The sequence below is a fragment of the Serratia sp. BNK-12 genome (genome assembly GCF_047456085.1).
Taxonomy (GTDB): domain Bacteria; phylum Pseudomonadota; class Gammaproteobacteria; order Enterobacterales; family Enterobacteriaceae; genus Serratia; species Serratia liquefaciens.
In genome coordinates this window covers 1,421,532-1,441,814 of the sequence record NZ_CP179896.1, presented here as the reverse complement: position 1 = coordinate 1,441,814, position 20,283 = coordinate 1,421,532, and the positions used below count along the sequence as shown (strand labels likewise).

Below are 20,283 nucleotides of genomic sequence, written 5' to 3'. Positions count from 1 at the left end.
TAAGAGAGCACCATGAGCCAGAGCCACTTTTTTGCCCATCTGTCACGTTTGAAACTGATTAACCGCTGGCCGCTGATGCGCAATGTACGTACCGAGAACGTTTCCGAGCACAGCCTGCAGGTGGCATTTGTCGCCCATGCGCTGGCGGTGATCAAGAACCGGAAGTTCAATGGCAACCTGAGCGCCGAGCGTGTCGCCCTGCTGGCGATGTACCACGATGCCAGTGAAGTGATCACCGGCGATATGCCGACGCCGATCAAATACTACAATCCGCAGATCGCCCACGAGTACAAAAAGATCGAAAAGATCGCCCAGCAGAAACTGCTGGATATGATCCCGGCCGAATTGCGCAACGATTTCCGCTCGATTCTCGACGAGCACTATTACACCGAGGACGAAAAGTTGGTGGTGAAGCAGGCCGATGCGCTGTGCGCCTACCTGAAGTGTCTGGAGGAGCTGTCTGCCGGCAATAACGAATTCAAGCTGGCGAAGGCGCGATTGGACAAGACCTTGCAGCAGCGCAGCAGCCCGGAAATGGACTATTTCATGAACGTGTTTATTCCCAGCTTCAGCCTGTCGCTGGACGAAATCAGCCTCGACTCCTCTCTGTAAATCTTATGGCGCAGCACGCTGCGCCGTTAAAATGCATACAGCCAGGGCACGATAATCACGCTAACCAGCATCACCAACAGTGTGAACGGCACGCCCATACGCACAAAATCACCGAACTTATAGTTCCCTGGCCCCAACACCAACGTGTTCACCGGGGAAGAAACCGGCGTCATAAAGGCCGCCGAAGCGGCAATGGCGATAATCATGGCAAACGGGTACGGTGACACCCCCATTTCGCGGGCGGCGGCAATGGCGATCGGCGCCATCAACACCGCGGTTGCCGTATTGGAGATAAACAACCCAATAGTGGCGCACAGAGCGAACAGGCATACCAGCATCACCCTTGGCCCGGCACCGCCGGCAACGTCCATTAACCCGCGCACGATCAAATCCACCCCGCCAGTCTTCTGCAACGCCTGAGCAAAGGGCATCATGCCGACAATCAAAATAATGCTCGGCCAGTGGATCGATTTGTAGGCACTTTCCATGTCGATACAGCGGAACTTACCCATCAGCAGGCAGGCAATCAATGCGGCGATCGGATTGGGGATCTCGTCGGTCAGCATCATCGCCACCATCAACGCCAGACAGAATAATGCGTGCGGCGCCTGGGTGATGGCCGGCGCAACCTCGTCGACCTCGGCGGGCAGATTGAGTACGATAAAATCGTGGGTTTTCGCCTGCAGCTGACGGATCGCCTTCCAGTCGCCAATCACCAACAGAATGTCACCCAACGCCAGGGGCTCATCCACCAGCTTGCCCGCCAGGGTTTCGCCATTACGGCGGATCCCCACCACGTTCAGATCGTAACGGCTGCGAAAGGCGGATTCGCGCAGGCTTTTGCCCAACAGCGTCGAGTCAGGAATCAACGACACTTCCGCCATGCCGACATTGCGCGACTGCTCGGAAAAATAGTCGCCGCGCAGAACCATAGGTTCCAGTTGCTGCTCACTGCAAAATTCCCGTAAATCGACCTGGCTGTCCGACATGTCGAGCAGCAGCACATCGCCTTCGCGCAGCTCGGTGCTGCCGGATGCGCTGACCATTACCCGCCGAAAGCGCTTCCAACGTTCAATGCCCACCACATTGGCGCCGTAGCGAGCACGCAGGTGCAGCTCGTCAAGGGAATGTCCCACCAGCGGCGAACCGCTGCGCAGCGCCAGCCGACGCGCCCGGCCGGTCAGCTTGTAGTCACGGATCAAATCGCGGAAAGTGCGTCGCTGCCAGGTTTCGCGCGTCTTATCGCCGTCTTCATTACCCAGCCAACGTCGAGCCACCAGCATATAGCCCACGCCCAACACCAGCACCGCCAGGCCTACCGGCGTCACGCCGAAGAAGCCAAAACCGCTGATGCCTTCGCGCACCAGCTCGCTGTTTACCACCATGTTCGGCGGGGTCGCCACCAGGGTCATCATGCCGCTGATCAGGCCGGCAAAGCTCAGCGGCATCATCAACCTTCCCGGGGCGATTTTCATTCGCGCCGCCACGCTGAGCACTACCGGGATAAAAATTGCCACCACGCCGGTCGAGCTCATGAATGCCCCCAGGCCGGCGACGGTGACCATCAACAACATCAGCATTTTGGTTTCGCTACTGCCGGCGACCTTCACCAGCCAGTCTCCCACCTGATAAGCCACCCCGGTACGCACCAGCCCTTCACCAATCACGAACAGCGCAGCAATCAGGATCACGTTGGGATCGCTGAACCCGACCGTGGCCTCCGGCAGGGTCAGGGTACCGCTCAGCACAAAGGCGATGATCACCAGCAACGCCACTACGTCCATACGCAGTTTATTGGTGGTAAACAACACAATGGCAATCAACAGTAAACTCAGCACCCACAGTAATTCGCTGTTCAAAACGGCCTCACCCGGCAGAGATATCCAAGGGCTTAAAAATTAGCATAAAAAAACCCCGCGGGTGCGGGGTCTAATCAATTTGGGTGAAGATAGCGCGTTACGCCACCAGGTTAATCGCGGCGCCCTGCTCCGTTTTGCTCACGGCGATCTGCTCAAGCGATGACAGCAGCAGATCGACCTGATCCAACTTTGGTGCATCGGCAGGAGCATTGACGGCAATCACCTGGCAGCCTGCGGCCAACCCGGAAAGAATGCCGGCAGCGGCGTCTTCCACCACCACACAATCTTGCGGTGCCAACCCCAGGCGCTCAGCCCCCAGCAGATACGCATCCGGCTGCGGCTTGCCCTTTTTCACCTGCTCGGCAGTAATGAAAACCTCCGGCTGTGGTAGGCCACCGGCGTTCCGCCGAGCGGTAGCTACCGGGATCGAGCCGGAAGTGACGATCGCCCAGGGAATGTCGAGTTGATTCAAGCGTGCCAGCAAGGCAGCGGCGCCGGGCAGTGCGGTAACGCCCTCGGTGTCCTGCGCTTCCACCTGTTCCAGCAGCAGAAACTCCTGCTGGATCGCCGCCTCGCTTTCACCCGGCATAAAATGACGCAACGAGGTAATGGCCTGTTTACCGTGAATAAAATCCAGCACGTCCTGCGGATCAACGCCGCGGCGTTTGGCCCAGTTAACCCAGGCGCGCTCTACCGCAGGCAATGAATCCACCAACGTCCCATCAAGATCGAACAGAAAACCCTTACACTCCACAGGAAACCTCTTTTAATCAGGCATTGATAATTTGCGCTATCTCAACGGCGCTCAAGTGATACTGGCGTGGGCATGACAGCCAGATAGCCAGCATACGCTGGTACTTTTCCCACATTTTGGTTTGGGCGTTGAAGCCGTGGCTGCCGGAATCGAAATGAGTATAGCGCCCCTCGGTGTTAACCAGGAAACGCACGTAGCTCAGATGGCGCGCCTCGGTCGCGGCGTCAAAGCCGAGAAACGCCAGGCGGCGGGCTTCAATACCTTGTTTGTCTTTCAGATTGTCCCAGGAAACCTGCAGCGCGTGGTGCATTTCCATCACGTTGATAATGGTGCGGCACACGTCTTCGCTCATTTCGCCGAAGTCGCGATCCAGCTCGCGCATCTGCAGGCCAAAACCGCGCTCGATAATGGTCTGCAAGCGACGGTAACGTTCGGCGTTATCCGGGTCCAGCAGGGTCATCATCTTGTATTGGTTCGACAGGATCAGGCGTTGGGCGTGGGTCATTTCCATTATAATTTCCTCGATAAATTACTCATGGCGAAAGCATCGCACAGCGCAATATCACAGGAAATCACAACTCGCCGGTTCTTTGATTTGAACGGGGGTTATTGGCCAGAACGCTAAAATGGCCGCCGGCAATACGGCCATTTTTAGTGTTAAAGGTCATCCAGGAAGGTTTTATCCAGCTGCTTGAAGGCGCGCTTCAGCAGGTCTGCCAGCGACTGGTAGGTTGGCGTGCCTTCTACCGGCGCGACGGCCTGACCGGCTTCCGTCAGCTTGTTGCGTACCTCATGGAACCACTGCAGCAGCGTGGGCGGCAACGGGGTAACCGAACGGCGGCCCAACCACCACAGACCCTGCATCGGCATGCTGCAGGCAAACAGTGCGGTGGCGATCGCCGGGCCCAGTTGGCCCCCCAGGGCAATCTGCCAGGTCAGGGTAAACACCGCCAGCGGCGGCATAAAGCGGACGGCAAAGCGGGTGGCACTCGCAACGCGATTCTCCGGAAAGACCGGAGCCAGACGTTTGTCTGACGGCCAGGTTTTCATGTAATGCTGCCCGCGCTGGAAGACCTGAAACCAGCTTACGGAACCGGACGGTTTGCTCGTCATCGCGTACCTCAACGTCACAAAGAAAAATAAGGACACGGCCAACACATACTAAAAAATTTGAAGCTTTAAATTTATTTTGTGTTTGCCTCGGGCTATCGGTATCCTAGGCCGGCCTTTTGGCCGGTAGAAGATGACAATAATTCTGTCAACTTTTAGCCCTATAAAAATCAAGATTATTTAAACCGCAGAGAAATCATCGGTTTTTTCATCGTCATGTGGTTTGTGCAATTCACATGATGTTAATCATAAATGTCAACGGCATTATGCGCTACGCTTGTTGTCTGATTGACGATTAATTCACCACGTGTTTTGGTATTTCCTTTAACAACACGAACTATTTAAGTAGGTACTTCCATGTCGAGTAAGCTAGTACTGGTCCTGAACTGCGGCAGTTCTTCCCTGAAGTTCGCTATCATCGATGCTGTCAACGGTGAAGAACACCTCTCCGGCCTGGCCGAATGTTTCCACCTGCCTGAGGCTCGCCTCAAGTGGAAGATGGACGGCGCCAAACACGAAGCGGCTCTGGGTGCCGGCGCTGCGCACAGCGAAGCACTGAACTACATTGTTAATACTATTCTGGCACAAAAACCGGAGCTTTCTGCACAGCTGACCGCTATCGGTCACCGCATTGTGCACGGCGGCGAGAAGTTCACTTCTTCTGCCGTAATCAATGACGAAGTCTTGCAGGGTATCAAAGATTCGGTGCCATTTGCACCACTGCATAACCCAGCGCACCTGATCGGTATCGCTGAGGCATTGAAATCCTTCCCTAAACTGGCGGATAAAAACGTTGCCGTGTTCGACACCGCGTTCCACCAGACCATGCCGGAAGAATCCTACCTGTACGCCCTGCCGTACAGCCTGTACCGCGACCACAGCGTTCGTCGCTATGGCGCACACGGCACCAGCCACTTCTACGTAACTCAAGAAGCTGCGAAAGTGCTGAACAAGCCGGTTGAAGAAGTTAACCTGATCACCTGCCACCTGGGCAACGGCGGTTCCGTAACCGCAGTGCGCAACGGCAAATGCGTTGACACTTCTATGGGTCTGACCCCGCTGGAAGGCCTGGTCATGGGCACCCGCAGCGGTGACATCGATCCGGCGATCATCTTCCACCTGCACGACTCTCTGGGCATGAGCGTTGATCAAATCAACAAAATGCTGACCAAAGAATCCGGCCTGCTGGGCCTGACCGAAGTCACCAGCGACTGCCGTTACGTTGAAGACAACTACGCAACCAAAGCCGATGCAAAACGCGCTATGGACGTATTCTGCCACCGTCTGGCCAAGTACATCGGCGCTTACAGCGCACTGATGGACGGCCGTCTGGACGCGGTGATCTTCACCGGCGGCATCGGCGAAAACGCCGGTATGGTGCGTGAGCTGACCCTGGACAAACTGGGCCTGCTGGGCTTCGAGATTGACCACGAACGCAACATGGCCGCTCGCTTCGGTAAATCCGGCGCCATCACCAAAGACGGCAGCCGCCTGGCGCTGGTTATCCCGACCAACGAAGAGTTGGTCATCGCGCAAGACGCATCCCGTCTGACCGCGTAACGCTCTCCGACACCGTCAGCCCAGGCTGACGGTGCTGTTTTAGCCTCATGTTAATTCGTGAAGAGGACTATTCTGTGTCACGTACAATTATGTTGATCCCCACCGGCACCAGCGTCGGCCTGACCAGCGTCAGCCTGGGTGTCATCCGCTCCATGGAGCAAAAAGGCGTTAGCCTGAGCGTGTTCAAACCTATCGCTCAACCACGCACCGGCGGCGACTCGCTCGACCAGACCACCACCATCATCCGCAGCAGCAACTCCACCATCACGGCGGCCGAACCGCTGCGCATGAGCTACGTTGAAGGCCTGCTGAGCTCCAACCAGCAAGACGTGCTGATGGAAGAGATCGTGGCGCGCTATCACGAGAACACCAAAGACGCGGAAGTGGTGCTGATCGAAGGCCTGGTGCCGACCCGTAAACACCAGTTCGCCAACGCGCTCAACTATGAAATCGCCAAGACCCTGAATGCGGAAATCGTATTTGTACTGGCACTGGGCAATGATTCCCCGGCTCAGTTGAAAGAGCGCATCGAGCTGGCTCGCAGCAGCTTCGGCGGCAGCAAGAACAAAAACATCACCGGCGTGATCATCAACAAGCTGAACGCCCCGGTTGACGAGCAGGGCCGCACCCGTCCTGACCTGTCCGAGATCTTCGACGACTCCACCAAGGCCAGCGTAACCAACGTTGACCCGGCGCAACTGTTCGCCAACAGCCCGCTGCCGGTGCTGGGCTGCGTGCCGTGGAGCTTCGACCTGATCGCGACCCGCGCTATCGACATGGCCCGTCACCTGAAGGCCACCGTGGTCAATGAAGGCGACATCATGACCCGTCGCGTGAAGTCTGTAACCTTCTGTGCGCGCAGCATTCCGCACATGCTGGAACACTTCCGTCCGGGTTCACTGCTGGTCACCTCGGCAGACCGTCCTGACGTGCTGGTTTCTGCCTGTCTGGCCGCGATGAACGGCGTGGAAATCGGCGCAGTGCTGCTGACCGGCGGCTACGCTATCGACGAGCCAATCAGAAAGCTGTGTGAACGTGCGTTCCAAACCGGCCTGCCGGTCTTTATGGTCGAAACCAACACCTGGCAGACCTCGCTGAGCCTGCAAAGCTTCAACCTCGAAGTGCCGGCGGACGACCACCAGCGCATCGAGAAAGTGCAGAACTACGTGGCCAGCCACATCAACGCCGAATGGATCGAGTCACTGACTGCGACCTCCGAGCGTTCGCGTCGCCTGTCTCCACCGGCGTTCCGCTATGAGCTGACCGAGCTGGCACGTAAAGCCAGCAAACGCATCGTGCTGCCGGAAGGCGACGAGCCGCGTACCGTGAAAGCGGCGGCTATCTGCGCCGAACGTGGTATCGCTGAGTGCGTGCTGTTGGGTAACCCGGAAGAGATCCAGCGCGTTGCCGCTGCGCAGGGCGTTGAGCTCGGCAAAGGCATCGAGATTGTTGATCCGGTCGCCGTGCGCGAGCAGTACGTTCCACGTCTGGTTGAGCTGCGTAAGAGCAAGGGCATGACCGAAGTGGTTGCGCGCGAGCAACTGGAAGATAACGTGGTTCTCGGCACCCTGATGCTGGAGAAAGGCGAAGTCGACGGCCTGGTTTCAGGCGCTGTTCACACCACCGCCAACACCATCCGTCCACCGTTGCAGTTGATCAAAACGGCACCGGGCAGCTCGCTGGTGTCCTCCGTGTTCTTCATGCTGCTGCCTGACCAGGTTCTGGTATACGGCGACTGTGCGATCAACCCGGACCCAACCGCAGAACAGCTGTCTGAAATCGCGATCCAGTCGGCAGATTCCGCTGCGGCCTTCGGTATCGAACCACGCGTTGCCATGATCTCCTACTCCACCGGTAACTCCGGCGCGGGTAGCGACGTTGAGAAAGTGCGTGAAGCAACCCGTCTGGCGCAGGAAAAACGTCCTGACCTGATCATCGACGGCCCACTGCAGTACGACGCCGCCATCATGGCCGACGTCGCCAAGTCCAAAGCGCCAAACTCTCCGGTTGCAGGCCAGGCTACCGTGTTCATCTTCCCAGACCTGAACACCGGTAACACCACCTACAAAGCGGTACAGCGTTCTGCTGACCTGGTGTCCATCGGGCCAATGCTGCAAGGCATGCGCAAGCCGGTGAACGACCTGTCACGTGGCGCACTGGTAGACGACATCGTTTATACCGTCGCCCTGACCGCCATTCAGTCTTCCCAGGCTGATGCAGCAGCAGTCAAAGCCTGATAATCCCCGAATTATCAGATAAAAAAAACCGGTCAATTGACCGGTTTTTTTATTTGCACGAACGCATCAGGCATTTTCATCGCTATCGCGCAACGGCTTGCCATAGGCCTGTTCGTTGTTGCGCGTCAGCCACAGCGACAGCGCTTTTAACGAGTCCGGTGTGAATTCGTCGCAGCGGGCGGTGATTTCTTCCGGCGTCAGCCAGCTAACCTCAACCACTTCTTCTTCCTGCAGTGCAAAGGGGCCATGCGAGACGCAGCTGAACAGCGCACCCCACACCCGGCACTGCTCTTCTTCAAAGTAGAACAGCCCGTGCTCGGCAAAAGGCACGCCGGCAATGCCCAGTTCCTCTTCCGCCTCGCGGCGAGCGGAGTCAAGCACGTTCTCCCCGCTTTGCACTACGCCACCGGCAGTGGCGTCCAGCCAACCCGGATAGAAATCTTTAATGTCGGTGCGACGCTGCACCAGAATTTTTCCCATTCCATCATGCACCACAATATAGGTAGCACGATGACGCAGCCGTTGAACACGCATCTGTTGGCGACTGGATTGAGCAATCACTTCATTTTGCTCGTTGACGATATCAACCCACTCGGTATCTGCAGCCTGACCCTGTTCCGCCATCCTCTAAAACCTTCTATTTTGGCGCGATGCATCCCGCGCACTGGTTAATCAATGAGTGTTTTTCAAAGATTTTTATTGTGTGTGTATAAATTAGTGCGTTAATGCCACCTCTGCAACAGCCTTGCCGCCGTCCAAAGTGACCACACTTAAAATGCCGTCCTCCAGTATGCCATAGCTGGCGGGAAAGCCCCCTTTCGGAATGCTGACCGACCCTGGATTAAAGCAGTAAATTTCGCCCTGCCGTTCCGCCTGCGGTAAATGGCTGTGCCCATAGACCAGCACATCACCGGCAGATAACGGCGGCAGTGCGGAAGGATGATAAAGGTGTCCGTGGGTTAAAAACAATCGTCTTTTTTGCAATAGCACCTGCTGCCAAGACGCGGTGATGGGAAATGACAATAACATCTGATCAACTTCACTGTCACAGTTGCCGCGAACGGCGATGATCTTGTCGCTATAGCGATTCAATTGTTCAGCAACCTGCGCCGGTTGATAGCCCGCTGGCAGCGCATTTCGCGGCCCGTGATTCAGCAAATCACCCAGCAGGATCAGCCAGTCGGCACCGCTTTGCTCAAAACGTTCCAGCACGCTTTCGGTGGCGGGTAGCGAACCGTGTATATCGGAGGCGAATATCAGCTTCATAACCTTTCCTTTGGCAGGGAAATAACGGCTATTTTATCGCAGTGGCCAGCGACGGCAAGGCTGCCGAGGAAGCGATTCCTGAAGACCCGGAATTGTGATGCATGTTGTAGAGATAGCATCAGACGAATCTCACATAGCCTGCTATTCTTAGCTGCTATTGTGGGTAACCCTATAGAAAGATCTCTGATATACCTTTGTGCGCGGCGAAGACCGCAACAACGTGTAATGACTTACAGATCACCTTACCGCAGGAGGCAACATGATTGACCTGTATTACGCGCCTACTCCCAATGGTCACAAAATTACCCTGTTTCTGGAGGAGGTTGGCTTACCCTACCGTATCCATCGCGTAAATATCAGCGCCGGCGACCAGTTCAAGCCGGATTTTCTGAGCATTTCACCCAACAACAAAATTCCGGCCATCGTCGACCAGCAGCCGGTTGATGGCGGTGCGCCGATCAGCCTGTTCGAATCCGGCGAAATCCTGCTGTATCTGGCGGAGAAAACCGGCAAATTGCTGAGCAAAGGCCTGCGCGAGCGTGCCGCTACGCTACAGTGGTTGTTCTGGCAAGTCGCGGGCTTTGGGCCGATGCTCGGGCAAAACCATCACTTTAACCATTACGCGCCGCAGCCGGTGCCCTACGCCATCGAACGCTACCATCTGGAAACCAAGCGTCTGTATGCCGTGTTGGAAGCCGAGCTGCAAAAGCACCCGTACCTGGGCGGCGACAACTACAGCATCGCTGATATTGCGACTTACCCCTGGGTGGTGTCTCACCCACGCCAGCGCATCGATCTGGCGGATTACCCGGCGGTACGCAACTGGTTTGAACGCATCAGCAACCGTCCCGCTACCGCACGCGCCTACAAGCTGGCCGAACAGGGCTAAATTTCCCGCTCCCCGACCCGCGGGGAGTTTCCTTTAGCTCGTTATCTTTTCCTTACTTTCCGTGTATTCTGAGCGGCAATAATCAGACCTGTGGAGATCTTCTGATGTCATTCAGTCAACCCGACGCCATTATTCGTATAAAAAACCTGCGGTTGCGTACTTTCATCGGTATCAAGGAAGAAGAAATTAACAATCGTCAGGACATCCTGATTAACGTAGTGATCCACTACCCGGCGGATAAAGCGCGCGACAGTGAAAATATCGACGACGCGCTCAATTACCGCACCATCACCAAAGCCATCATCCGCCATGTGGAAGATAACCGCTTCGCCCTGCTGGAAAAATTAACTCAGGATGTGCTCGATATCGTGAAACAACATGCCTGGGTAACCTATGCTGAAGTAGAGATAGATAAACTACTGGCCCTGCGCTACGCCGACTCGGTTTCGATGACCATGAGCTATCGCCGGGCCTGAAAACCACCTGTTTCAGGGAGAATCGACCATGCGGATCCTGATCACCGGCGCCACAGGATTGATAGGGAGCAGCCTGACGCGACGGCTGTTGGGCCTTTCTCACCAAGTCACGGTGCTGAGCCGTAACGTGCCCCGCGCTCGTGAGCGCTTCGGTGAACAGGTCAGCTACTGGTCAACGTTGCAGGATCAGCCTTCGCTCGATGGCTTTGACGCCGTGATCAACCTGGCCGGCGAGCCGATCGCCGACAAGCGCTGGAGTAAGGCGCAGAAAGAACGCCTGTGCCACAGCCGTTGGGATCTGACCGAGCAGTTGGTGAAATTGATTAACGCCGGCAGTACCCCGCCCAGCGTGCTGATTTCAGGTTCCGCGACCGGTTATTACGGCGATCAGGGCCAGGCGGTAGTCACCGAAGACGAAGCGCCGCATGACGAGTTCACCCATCAATTGTGTCAACGTTGGGAATCGTTGGCGTTGCAGGCGCAAAGCGATGCCACCCGCGTCTGCCTGCTGCGTACCGGCGTAGTGCTGGCGGCAAAAGGCGGCGCGCTGGCGAAGATGTTGCCGCCGTTCCGCTTCGGACTGGGCGGGCCCATCGGCAGTGGCCGTCAATACCTGCCGTGGATCCATCTGGACGACATGGTCAATGGCATTATCTATTTGCTGGAGCACCAGACCCTGCAAGGCCCTTTCAATATGGTTGCCCCCTACCCGGTCCACAACGAGCAGTTTGCCGCTCAGTTGGCCAACGTGCTCGATCGGCCGGCATTTTTGCGCGTACCGGCATTCGCCATGCATTTATTGATGGGGGAAGCGGCAGTGTTGGTCTTGGGTGGGCAACGTGCGGTGCCGAAACGGCTGGAAGAGGCAGGCTTCAGCTTCCGCTTTCTGGAGCTGGAGCAGGCGCTGGATGATGTGATCAATCAGCGGGACCCAGTCCGCTGAGGAAGAATATATCGGGGCCAGAAAAATCCGGCCCCGACAATCGATTATTTTAATGCGCCGGAAAGAAACTGCTGCAAACGCGGGCTTTTCGGATTGCCAAACAGTTCGGCCGGTGGCCCCTGCTCTTCAATCAGCCCTTTGTGCAGGAAAATCACGTGGCTGGACACGTGGCGAGCAAACTCCATCTCGTGCGTCACCACCACCATGGTTTTCCCCTCTTCCGCCAACTTTTGCATGATGCGCAGCACTTCCCCTACCAGCTCCGGATCCAGCGCCGACGTCGGTTCATCAAACAGTAAAACTTCCGGCTCCATCGCCAATGCCCGGGCGATCGACACGCGCTGCTGCTGCCCGCCGGACAGGTGCACCGGGTATTTGCCGCGGGCACGCTCATCGATGCCGACCTTATCCAGATAGCGTATCGCGCGCTCACGCGCCTCGGTCTTGCTCAACCCCAGCACCTGCACTGGCGCTTCCATCACGTTCTCCAGCACCGTCATGTGGCTCCACAGGTTGAAGTGCTGGAACACCATGGTCAGGCGGGTACGCAGCAGCTGCAGCTGTTTCTTGTCGAACACCTTAAGCTGCCCGTCCTTGTCGCGCACCATGCGGATATCTTCATTGTTCAGGCTAATGGACCCTTCACTCGGCTTTTCCAGGAAGTTAATGCAGCGTAAAAAGGTACTTTTACCGGACCCGGAAGAACCGATGATGCTAATCACATCCCCTGCGTTGGCCGCCAGCGATACGCCTTTCAACACTTCGTGTTCGCCATAGCGCTTATGCAGTTCGGTGACGGCTAATTTATTCTCAGACATAGTGTGTTCCCGTCATTATCAGTGATTAACGTGTGCCATCCAGCGCTTTTCCGCCTTGCGGAACAGGCTGATTAACCCGTAGGAGATGATCAGATACAGTACCGCCGCAATGCCGAAGGCATAAAACGGTTGATAGGTCGCCGCATTGATGTCTCGCGCTATCTTCAGCAGATCCGGCACGGTGGCGGTAAACGCCAGCGCGGTAGAGTGCAGCATCAGGATCACTTCGTTGCTGTAGGCAGGCAACGCGGTGCGCAGCGCGGAAGGTAAAATGATGCAGCGATACATTTTAAAGCGTGAGAAACCATAGGCATTGGCTGCCTCGATTTCACCGTGCGGTACCGCGCGAATAGCCCCGGCGAAAATCTCGGTGGTATAGGCGCAGGTGTTCAGCGTCAGCGCCAAAATGGTGCAGTTGAGCCCGCTGCGGAAGAAGGCGTTGAGGAAGTCCGTACCGCGCACGATTTCCAGGCTGTACATGCCGGAGTAGAACACCAGCAATTGCACATACAACGGCGTGCCGCGGAATATGTAGGTATACAGCCATACCGGGAAGCGCACCCAGCTGATGGAGGAAACGCGCGCCACCGCCATTGGGATCGCCAGCAAACCGCCCATCACCACCGAGGAGATCAGCAACCACAGCGTGACCGCCACGCCGGTAAAGCGATAACCGTCGCTCCACAACAACGACTGCCAATACTGTTGCAAAATTTCGATCATAGCTCAGCCCTCCGGACGCCGAGGGAATAACGCCGTTCAAGCCACAACAGCACGCCATTGGACACGGTGGTAAAGACCAGATAAACCACCCCGGCCACGATCGCGAAAAAGAACGGCTGATAGGTGCCTTTACCGGCCAACTGGGTGGCCTTCACCACGTCGTTCAGGCCTAGAATCGACACCAGCGCCGTCGCCTTGAGGATCACCTGCCAGTTATTGCCGATGCCAGGCAGGGCAAAACGCATCATGGCAGGGAACAGAATGCGGCGGAATATTTGCGAACCGGAAAAACCGTAGGCGGTGGCCGCTTCTATCTGCCCTTTCGGCACCGCCAAAAAGGCCCCACGGAAAGTCTCAGTGAAATAGGCACCGTAGATAAACCCAAGGGTGATGATCCCCGCGCTGAGCGGATCAATATCGATTTGCGAAAAACCAAGCAGTTCGGTGATGTTGTTAAGTGCAATTTGCAGGCCGTAGAAAATCAGCAGCATCAGTACCAGATCGGGTACGCCACGGATCAGCGTGGTATAAGCGCCAAACAGCGTGGAAAGCAGGCGGTTATGGGAAAGCTTGCCACCGGCGCCGATCAAACCAATCACCACCGCCAGCAGTACGGAACTGAGGGCCAGCTCCAGCGTCACCAGAGCGCCCTCAAATATCAATTGGGAGTAGCCTTGCAGCATTTACTTCACCCTGTCGTCATAGGATCCCGAACCATCGGGGCCGGCAGACCGGCCCCGTAGTCACAACATGGAAGGGTATGCGGCATTAACCGCCGTAGACGTCAAAGTCGAAGTATTTCTTCGCAAACTTGTCGTAGGTGCCGTCTTTGCGCATTTCGGCAAAGGCCTTATCCAGCGCCGCCTTGAGCTCGGTATCGGTCTTGCGCAGGCCCATGCCGGTGCCTACGCCAAAGAATTTGTCATCCTTCACCGATTCACCGGCGAAAGCGTAATCCTTGCCTGGAGGTTGTTTCAGGAAGCCATCACTCCCTGCGACTTCATCCTGGAAGGCGGCATCGATACGGCCTGATGCCAGGTCGGCGTAGACCAAATCCTGGTTCTGATAAGGCACAACGGTGATGCCCTTCGGCTGCCACATGGCGTTGGCATAGGCTTCCTGGGTGGTGCCCTGCAGCACGCCGACGCTCTTGCCTTTCAGCGCATCCACGGTAGGCAACAGTTTCGACCCTTTCGGCGCGATCAGGCGGGCGTTAGCGGCATACAGCTTGTCGGTAAAGGCAATTTCCTGCTGGCGTTTTTCGGTGATCGACAAAGAAGAGATGATGGCGTCAATTTTCTTCGCCTTCAGGGAAGGGATCAGCGCGTCAAAATCGCTTTCCACAAAGGTACATTGGGTATTTATGCGTTTGCACAGCTCTTTGGCCAGATCGATATCAAAGCCGACCAGCTCACCTTTGGCATTTTTGGACTCAAAGGGTGCATAGGTCGGATCGGTACCTATCTTCAAGGTCGATGGTACGGCGGCAAATGCGCTGCTTGCCGCGCTTAAAGCCAAGACTAAAGGAAGAACCTTAACCAGCTTTTTCATAAATTACCCTCAAATTGATTTTTTCGATGCCACTGCGGGCATTATTTTTCCACCAAATCAATTTGCAGTAATCGTGCCACATTGGTTGCTGTCGGCGGAGGGAACGGCTCCGACCTTCACAAAACTGTTTCCTGGGACGATAACCGCAAAATTAAATCGGCCTGGCTGGGCCGCGCCACGGGCAATGGAGAAATACCAGCGCCTTGAAACAGTGAACGTGATGAAGTGGGATCATTATGGTGCAGGTGCCGCCCTAATTCAGTGCGGTGTTGCACAAATGTGCCAAATTGGAGAGAAATTTGTTAATTGGCACCTTGCCAGCGGGAAAATAAATCTTTGGGTAATTCAATATCGAACTGATCGACCACCCGGTTCACCGTTTGGTCGATGATGTCTTCTACGCTTTCGGGGCGGTGATAAAACGCCGGCACCGGCGGCATAATGATGGCTCCCATTTCTGCCGCTTGAGTCATCAGGCGCAGGTGGCCCACGTGCAGCGGAGTTTCACGCACGCACAGCACCAGCCGGCGACGCTCTTTCAGCACCACGTCAGCGGCGCGCGTCAGCAGACCATCGCTGTAGCTGTTGGCGATACCGGACAACGTTTTGATTGAGCAAGGTAAAATCACCATCCCGATAGTTTTGAACGATCCGGAAGAGATACTGGCGCCAATATCGCGCGAGTCATGTACCACATCGGCCAGCGCCTGCACTTCGCGCAGGCTGAGCGCGGTTTCCAGCGACAGCGTTTGTCGCGCTGCATTACTCATCACCAAATGGGTTTCCACCTCTGCGACGTCACGCAATACCTGCAGCAGGCGCACGCCGTAGATAGCGCCGCTGGCGCCGGAAATACCGATGATGATTCGTTTCATAAAGCTGGCCTCTGCCACGGAAAAAATAGGATCAGGCAGACTTTGCCGCAATGGCGCTATATAAGCAAGTCAGGCGGGAATAATGCACCGCAGCGACCGCCGCGGCGCACCATTTTGGTCAGTGCGAAGGCTTAACCTTCGTTGTGCATTTCCAGATTTTCCGCTTCGGTCTGGCTACGCATTTCTTTGGCGTCGTCATTGCGCAGCGATTCCAGATACTCGAGGTAGCTCTGGTCGACGTCTTTGGTGACGTAGATACCGTTGAATACCGAGCATTCGAACTGGCTGATGTCCGGGTTCTCTTCACGCACCGCTTCAATCAGATCGTCCAGATTCTGGAAGATCAAACCGTCGGCGCCGATGATCTGGCGGATTTCATCCACTTCACGGCCGTGGGCAATCAGTTCGTTGGCGCTTGGCATGTCGATGCCGTACACGTTGGGGAAACGAATCTCCGGCGCTGCGGAAGCCAGATAAACACGCTTCGCCCCGGCGTCACGCGCCATTTCCACGATCTGTTCAGACGTGGTGCCACGCACGATGGAATCGTCCACCAGCAGCACGTTCTTGTCGCGGAATTCGGCGCGGTTGGCATTCAGCTTGCGGCGTACCGATTGGCGACGCGCCTGCTGGCCCGGCATGATGAAGGTGCGGCCGACGTAGCGGTTCTTCACAAAGCCCTGACGATACGGCTTGTCCAGGATACGGGCGATTTCCAACGCGATATCACAGGAGGTTTCCGGGATCGGGATCACCACGTCGATGTCCAAATCTTCCCATTCGCGGGCAATTTTCTCACCCAGCTTCTGCCCCATGCGCACGCGGGCGCTGTAGACCGAAATCTTGTCCATAAAGGAGTCTGGACGGGCGAAGTAAACGTATTCGAACAGGCACGGGTTGGTTTTTGGGTTCTCTGCACACTGACGAGTGAACAGTTGGCCCTTGTCGGTGATGTACACCGCTTCCCCAGGCGCCACATCGCGCAGGAACTCGAAGCCCAGCGTATCCAACGCCACGCTCTCGGAAGCCACCATATACTCGTTGCGGCCGTCTTCAAGCGTGCGTTTGCCAATCACCAGCGGGCGGATGCCGTTAGGGTCACGGAACGCCAGCAGGCCATGGCCGATGATCATCGCGACGCAGGCGTAAGCGCCGCGCAGCTGCTGATGCATGGCGGCAACGGCGGTGAAAACGTTGTCGGACTCCAGCGGATAGTGTTGGAAACGGTCCAGCTCGCTGGCCAGCACGTTCAGCAAAATCTCGGAATCGGAGGTGGTGTTGACATGGCGGCGACCGCTTTCAAACAGCGTTTGACGCAGTTCATGGGCGTTGGTCAGGTTGCCGTTGTGTGCCAGCGTAATGCCGAACGGTGAGTTTACATAGAAAGGTTGAGCCTCTGAGGCACTGGAGCTGCCAGCCGTCGGGTAGCGCACATGGCCAATACCCATGTTGCCCTGCAAGCGCTGCATATGGCGTGCCTCGAACACATCCTTCACCAGACCGTTTGCCTTACGCAGACGGAACCCGTTATGGGCATCGATGGTGACGATGCCTGCGGCATCCTGGCCACGGTGCTGTAGCACCGTCAACGCATCATAAATCGACTGGTTTACCGGCATAAAACCGGCGATACCGACAATACCGCACATGTTGTCTTTTCCTCATCAGCGCTACCGCCCCGGTAAATGGGTCGGTAAGAAACTCGACGTGCTCTGCAGGTAGTCAAAGAACCACCTGATGATGTAACTGAACTGGGGAATAAGCTGCGACTGTTTCCAGTCTGCGCTTTGTGAAAAGCCGGTAAAGGTATCCAGGAAAAACAGTATCGCCGAAACAATTAACACGCCGCGCAGTGCGCCGAAACAGACGCCCAGTACCCGGTCGGTGCCTGATAACCCGGTTTTCTCTACCAGTGAGCTAATCACATAGTTAACAATAGCTCCTACGATCAGGGTCGCGATAAACAAGATGGCAATCGCGATGCCGTTTCGCACCAGTTCATCTTCAAAACGAGTGAAGTAGACCGCAAGGTAAGAGTAGAAATGGCTGGCAACAAAAAACGCACATCCCCATGTCACAAGTGACAATGCTTCGCGAACAAACCCTCGGATCAGGCTAACCAGAGCCGAAAATCCAATCACCGCTATAATGACGTAATCAATCCAGACCATGAACTATTCCAATGATGAATCGCCCCTGCATCCAATTCGCGGCGAATTCTAACAGAAAAAGAAAACGTTTGCGTAGGGGTTTTCCTACCACGTTACAAATAAAAAGCGGCGATAAAAAAATTCCCAATCGCCGCGCCTACATAGGCCATTTCAGCTACGAAAGGCACAGTTTTTTTAATGATTATACCGTCATCTTTCGGTTCCGGGGCACAGCATGCTGTGCCCCCTGCGCTTAACGTACGCCGTACGGCTTCACCTGACCGCTCAAGCCGCTGATAGAATTCAGCGCGGGCAGCGAAGACTGCAGTTTCTGTTTCGAGGCGTCTGGCCCGACATAAATCCGGGTGATCTGCCCCTGTACCGGCGTTGACGGCACGGTAAAGGCACGATAGCCGGACAGCCTCAGCGACGCCACCACCTCATTGACCTTGGCGGCGTTCTTCAGCGCCCCGAGCTGCACCACATATGCCTGCCCTGCCGGCGCTTTCTCTTCCGCCGGTTTCTGCACGGGTGCAGGTTCAGGCTTCGGTGTCGGCGTAGGCTCCGGTTTCGGCTCTGGCTTAGGTTCAGGTTTCACCACCGGCTTCACTTCCACCGGTTTCGGCTGCTGCACCGGTTTCGGTTTCACTTCCACCGGCTTGGCTTCAACCGGTTTCGGTTTCGGCTGCTGTACCGGTCGGGTTTCAACCGGCGGCGGCGTAACCTGGGTCGGCTGCTGAGCCGGCTGGCGGATGGCCTGTTGCGTCGCCGCTTCATTGGCGGCCTGCTGCTCCACCATCGCGCCCGCGCCTTCCGGCGGTTGGGCCGGCAGCGTCTGGCTTACCGGCGGCACCACGTCGTTTTCTTCCACATCACCGGCCTTCGGCACCAAAGGGATGGCGGCGAACTCGTCCTCATAATGTTTCTTTTTACCGTCCAGCAGCCCTGGCAGGATAATCACCCCCAGCGCAACCAAAATGACGGTACCGACCAATCGGTTTTGAAATTTACTTGCCACTCACACTCCCCGCATCTCGTCTAACGCCGCCATTACCTGTGCAACGGTGTGGAACGATCCACAGACGATCACAATATCCTGAATATCAGCGTCCTGCATAGCCTGACGCCAGGCAGTTTCGACATCGGCGAACTGCCGCGGTTCCGTCAAATGTTGCGCCAACTGCTCGGCGCTGGCACCGCGCGGCCCTTCCAGCGGCGCACAATACCACTCATCGACCTGCTCACTCAGACAGGCCAGCGTACCGGCGATGTCTTTGTCCGACAGCATGCCCACCACCGCGCGCACTTTACCGCCATTGCGCGGCAGCGTCGCCAGACGCCCGGCCAGATAACCGGCTGCGTGTGGGTTATGCGCGACATCGAGGATCAACATCGGATCGCGGCGCACAATCTGGAAGCGCCCAGGCAACGTCGCCTGCTGCAGACCGGCGAAGATCGCACGTTCATCGATTTCCAGCGCAGAAAAATGCAGCGCCGCCAACGCCGTCGCGGCATTCGCCAGCGGCACATTTGGCATCGGCAAGTCGGTCAGCAAGGTGCCACCGCCCTCCCACTGCCAGCGTTCGCCCTGTTCGCTGAAGGTCCAGGCGTCGCCGCGACGATACAGCTGCGCCCCCAGCGTATCCGCCACCTGCTGAATGGTCGCCGGCATATCCGGTTCCCCCACCACCGCAGGTTTACCACCACGGAAAATACCGGCCTTTTCGCGGCCAATGCTTTCGCGATCGCTGCCCAGCCAGTCGGTATGATCCAGCGCGATGCTGGTTACCACCGCCACGCTCGGATCGACGATATTGGTTGCGTCCAGGCGGCCGCCCAGGCCCACTTCCAGGATCACCACGTCAAGCTTAGCCTGTTTGAACAGCTGCAACGCCGACAGGGTGCCAAATTCGAAGTAAGTCAGTGAGGTTTCGCCCCGGCCCGCTTCAATGGCGGCAAACGAACGGCTGTGTTCGGCCTCGCTCAGCTCATCGCCTTGAATGCGCACACGCTCGGTGTAGCGCACCAGGTGCGGCGAGCTATAAACGCCGACGCGCAGACCGGCCGCCATCAAAATGGCTTCCAGGGTGCGGCAGGTGGTGCCTTTGCCGTTGGTACCGGCAACGGTGAACACCGTCGGTGCAGGGGTGAGTAAATCAAGATGCGCTGCAACGCGCTGTACGCGTTCCAGGCCGAGTTCGATCGCCTGGCTGTGCAGACGCTCAAGATAGAAAAGCCACGAGCTCAATGGCGACGTGGCTTGGGGAATTTGGTGGTTTTGCATGAGTCCCGTCACTGAACTTGGGTTCATTAATCCATCAGGGCACCACCCTCACCGCGGTAAAGGCGATGCTCTGCATGATACCCGTTGTCTTCCAAGCGTCGGAATGGACCACTACGCTCAATCTACAAGGGTATTTCAACCGTCACTTAGCCACAAAATGACGGTTGAAACCCGCG

21 protein-coding genes are annotated in these 20,283 nt (G+C 56.5%); 6 read left to right on the top strand and 15 right to left on the bottom strand.

The features are described 5' to 3' along the window. Positions 1-12: 12 nt before the first annotated feature. Positions 13-612 (top strand): 5'-deoxynucleotidase, encoded by a 600-nt coding sequence (gene yfbR / locus ACMGG1_RS06540; protein WP_020827852.1) that lies wholly within the window; start codon positions 13-15, stop codon positions 610-612. 26 nt (positions 613-638) lie between these two features. Here yfbR and ACMGG1_RS06535 read toward each other — a convergent pair whose 3' ends face one another. The 4 genes from ACMGG1_RS06535 to yfbV all read right to left on the bottom strand — a co-directional run bounded on the left by ACMGG1_RS06535 (position 639) and on the right by yfbV (position 4,338). Then, positions 639-2,471 carry an SLC13 family permease gene (locus ACMGG1_RS06535; RefSeq protein WP_260679815.1) on the bottom strand — a complete coding sequence of 611 codons (1,833 nt, stop codon included), beginning with the start codon at positions 2,469-2,471 and terminating at the stop codon, positions 639-641. A 97-nt stretch (positions 2,472-2,568) separates the two neighbouring features. Then, positions 2,569-3,225: a sugar phosphatase gene (locus ACMGG1_RS06530; RefSeq protein ID WP_046373051.1), complete on the bottom strand. Its 657-nt coding sequence runs from the start codon at positions 3,223-3,225 to the stop codon at positions 2,569-2,571. 16 nt (positions 3,226-3,241) lie between these two features. Then, the gene (locus ACMGG1_RS06525) at positions 3,242-3,736 is read right to left on the bottom strand and encodes a YfbU family protein (protein ID WP_020827855.1); all 495 of its coding nucleotides are present in this window, start codon (positions 3,734-3,736) and stop codon (positions 3,242-3,244) included. 146 nt (positions 3,737-3,882) lie between these two features. Next, on the bottom strand, positions 3,883-4,338 hold the full coding sequence (gene yfbV / locus ACMGG1_RS06520) for a terminus macrodomain insulation protein YfbV (protein WP_020827856.1): 456 nt from the start codon (positions 4,336-4,338) through the stop codon (positions 3,883-3,885). Positions 4,339-4,692: 354 nt separating this feature from the next. On the opposite strand from yfbV, the gene ackA reads away from it, so the two are divergent. Both ackA and pta read left to right on the top strand, forming a co-directional pair. After that, positions 4,693-5,895 carry an acetate kinase gene (gene ackA, locus ACMGG1_RS06515; protein ID WP_020827857.1) on the top strand — a complete coding sequence of 401 codons (1,203 nt, stop codon included), beginning with the start codon at positions 4,693-4,695 and terminating at the stop codon, positions 5,893-5,895. Between the two features lie 74 nt (positions 5,896-5,969). Further along, positions 5,970-8,132, top strand: coding sequence for a phosphate acetyltransferase (gene pta / locus ACMGG1_RS06510; protein WP_414161231.1), 2,163 nt, complete (start codon positions 5,970-5,972; stop codon positions 8,130-8,132). Positions 8,133-8,198: 66 nt separating this feature from the next. On the opposite strand, the gene yfcD is transcribed toward pta, so the two are convergent. Further along, positions 8,199-8,756 (bottom strand): NUDIX hydrolase YfcD, encoded by a 558-nt coding sequence (yfcD, locus tag ACMGG1_RS06505; RefSeq protein ID WP_414161230.1) that lies wholly within the window; start codon positions 8,754-8,756, stop codon positions 8,199-8,201. Between the two features lie 90 nt (positions 8,757-8,846). Next, the gene (yfcE, locus tag ACMGG1_RS06500; protein WP_020827860.1) at positions 8,847-9,398 is read right to left on the bottom strand and encodes a phosphodiesterase; all 552 of its coding nucleotides are present in this window, start codon (positions 9,396-9,398) and stop codon (positions 8,847-8,849) included. A 259-nt stretch (positions 9,399-9,657) separates the two neighbouring features. On the opposite strand from yfcE, the gene yfcG reads away from it, so the two are divergent. The 3 genes from yfcG to ACMGG1_RS06485 all read left to right on the top strand — a co-directional run bounded on the left by yfcG (position 9,658) and on the right by ACMGG1_RS06485 (position 11,706). Next, the gene (yfcG, locus tag ACMGG1_RS06495) at positions 9,658-10,287 is read left to right on the top strand and encodes a GSH-dependent disulfide bond oxidoreductase (RefSeq protein WP_020827861.1); all 630 of its coding nucleotides are present in this window, start codon (positions 9,658-9,660) and stop codon (positions 10,285-10,287) included. Positions 10,288-10,391: 104 nt separating this feature from the next. Then, positions 10,392-10,763, top strand: coding sequence for a dihydroneopterin triphosphate 2'-epimerase (gene folX, locus ACMGG1_RS06490; protein WP_012146035.1), 372 nt, complete (start codon positions 10,392-10,394; stop codon positions 10,761-10,763). A gap of 28 nt (positions 10,764-10,791) precedes the next feature. Further along, positions 10,792-11,706 carry a TIGR01777 family oxidoreductase gene (locus tag ACMGG1_RS06485; protein WP_046373050.1) on the top strand — a complete coding sequence of 305 codons (915 nt, stop codon included), beginning with the start codon at positions 10,792-10,794 and terminating at the stop codon, positions 11,704-11,706. 44 nt (positions 11,707-11,750) lie between these two features. Here ACMGG1_RS06485 and hisP read toward each other — a convergent pair whose 3' ends face one another. The 9 genes from hisP to folC all read right to left on the bottom strand — a co-directional run bounded on the left by hisP (position 11,751) and on the right by folC (position 20,107). Continuing rightward, the gene (gene hisP / locus ACMGG1_RS06480; RefSeq protein ID WP_020827863.1) at positions 11,751-12,524 is read right to left on the bottom strand and encodes a histidine ABC transporter ATP-binding protein HisP; all 774 of its coding nucleotides are present in this window, start codon (positions 12,522-12,524) and stop codon (positions 11,751-11,753) included. An 18-nt stretch (positions 12,525-12,542) separates the two neighbouring features. Then, a complete protein-coding gene (locus tag ACMGG1_RS06475; protein WP_020827864.1) occupies positions 12,543-13,247 on the bottom strand; it encodes an ABC transporter permease in 705 nt (234 codons plus the stop codon). Continuing rightward, a complete protein-coding gene (locus tag ACMGG1_RS06470; protein WP_020827865.1) occupies positions 13,244-13,930 on the bottom strand; it encodes a histidine ABC transporter permease HisQ in 687 nt (228 codons plus the stop codon). Before ACMGG1_RS06470 ends, ACMGG1_RS06475 begins: the two co-directional genes overlap by 4 nt. An 85-nt stretch (positions 13,931-14,015) precedes the next feature. Then, positions 14,016-14,798, bottom strand: coding sequence for a histidine ABC transporter substrate-binding protein HisJ (gene hisJ, locus ACMGG1_RS06465; protein WP_020827866.1), 783 nt, complete (start codon positions 14,796-14,798; stop codon positions 14,016-14,018). A 302-nt stretch (positions 14,799-15,100) separates the two neighbouring features. After that, positions 15,101-15,673, bottom strand: coding sequence for a UbiX family flavin prenyltransferase (locus ACMGG1_RS06460; RefSeq protein WP_130016460.1), 573 nt, complete (start codon positions 15,671-15,673; stop codon positions 15,101-15,103). 131 nt (positions 15,674-15,804) lie between these two features. Beyond that, positions 15,805-17,322 (bottom strand): amidophosphoribosyltransferase, encoded by a 1,518-nt coding sequence (gene purF, locus ACMGG1_RS06455; RefSeq protein ID WP_020827868.1) that lies wholly within the window; start codon positions 17,320-17,322, stop codon positions 15,805-15,807. A gap of 21 nt (positions 17,323-17,343) precedes the next feature. After that, on the bottom strand, positions 17,344-17,844 hold the full coding sequence (gene cvpA / locus ACMGG1_RS06450; protein WP_020827869.1) for a colicin V production protein: 501 nt from the start codon (positions 17,842-17,844) through the stop codon (positions 17,344-17,346). Between the two features lie 232 nt (positions 17,845-18,076). Beyond that, positions 18,077-18,841, bottom strand: a complete 765-nt coding sequence (gene dedD, locus ACMGG1_RS06445) for a cell division protein DedD (protein ID WP_122079910.1) — start codon at positions 18,839-18,841, stop codon at positions 18,077-18,079. Then, complete coding sequence (gene folC / locus ACMGG1_RS06440) at positions 18,842-20,107, bottom strand: bifunctional tetrahydrofolate synthase/dihydrofolate synthase (RefSeq protein ID WP_020827871.1); 1,266 nt, start codon at positions 20,105-20,107, stop codon at positions 18,842-18,844. It abuts the gene before it with no gap. Between the last annotated feature and the right edge of the window lie 176 nt (positions 20,108-20,283).

Coding starts and splice junctions, on each gene's coding strand:
- yfcE (WP_020827860.1), bottom strand. CDS start 9,398: ATGAAGCTGATATTCGCCTCCGATATACACGGTTCGCTACCCGCCACC.
- yfbR (WP_020827852.1), top strand. CDS start 13: ATGAGCCAGAGCCACTTTTTTGCCCATCTGTCACGTTTGAAACTGATT.
- ACMGG1_RS06485 (WP_046373050.1), top strand. CDS start 10,792: ATGCGGATCCTGATCACCGGCGCCACAGGATTGATAGGGAGCAGCCTG.
- yfcD (WP_414161230.1), bottom strand. CDS start 8,756: ATGGCGGAACAGGGTCAGGCTGCAGATACCGAGTGGGTTGATATCGTC.
- folC (WP_020827871.1), bottom strand. CDS start 20,107: ATGCAAAACCACCAAATTCCCCAAGCCACGTCGCCATTGAGCTCGTGG.
- hisJ (WP_020827866.1), bottom strand. CDS start 14,798: ATGAAAAAGCTGGTTAAGGTTCTTCCTTTAGTCTTGGCTTTAAGCGCG.
- folX (WP_012146035.1), top strand. CDS start 10,392: ATGTCATTCAGTCAACCCGACGCCATTATTCGTATAAAAAACCTGCGG.
- purF (WP_020827868.1), bottom strand. CDS start 17,322: ATGTGCGGTATTGTCGGTATCGCCGGTTTTATGCCGGTAAACCAGTCG.
- hisP (WP_020827863.1), bottom strand. CDS start 12,524: ATGTCTGAGAATAAATTAGCCGTCACCGAACTGCATAAGCGCTATGGC.
- ACMGG1_RS06525 (WP_020827855.1), bottom strand. CDS start 3,736: ATGGAAATGACCCACGCCCAACGCCTGATCCTGTCGAACCAATACAAG.
- ACMGG1_RS06460 (WP_130016460.1), bottom strand. CDS start 15,673: ATGAAACGAATCATCATCGGTATTTCCGGCGCCAGCGGCGCTATCTAC.
- ackA (WP_020827857.1), top strand. CDS start 4,693: ATGTCGAGTAAGCTAGTACTGGTCCTGAACTGCGGCAGTTCTTCCCTG.
- ACMGG1_RS06470 (WP_020827865.1), bottom strand. CDS start 13,930: ATGCTGCAAGGCTACTCCCAATTGATATTTGAGGGCGCTCTGGTGACG.
- ACMGG1_RS06475 (WP_020827864.1), bottom strand. CDS start 13,247: ATGATCGAAATTTTGCAACAGTATTGGCAGTCGTTGTTGTGGAGCGAC.
- yfcG (WP_020827861.1), top strand. CDS start 9,658: ATGATTGACCTGTATTACGCGCCTACTCCCAATGGTCACAAAATTACC.
- yfbV (WP_020827856.1), bottom strand. CDS start 4,338: ATGACGAGCAAACCGTCCGGTTCCGTAAGCTGGTTTCAGGTCTTCCAG.
- cvpA (WP_020827869.1), bottom strand. CDS start 17,844: ATGGTCTGGATTGATTACGTCATTATAGCGGTGATTGGATTTTCGGCT.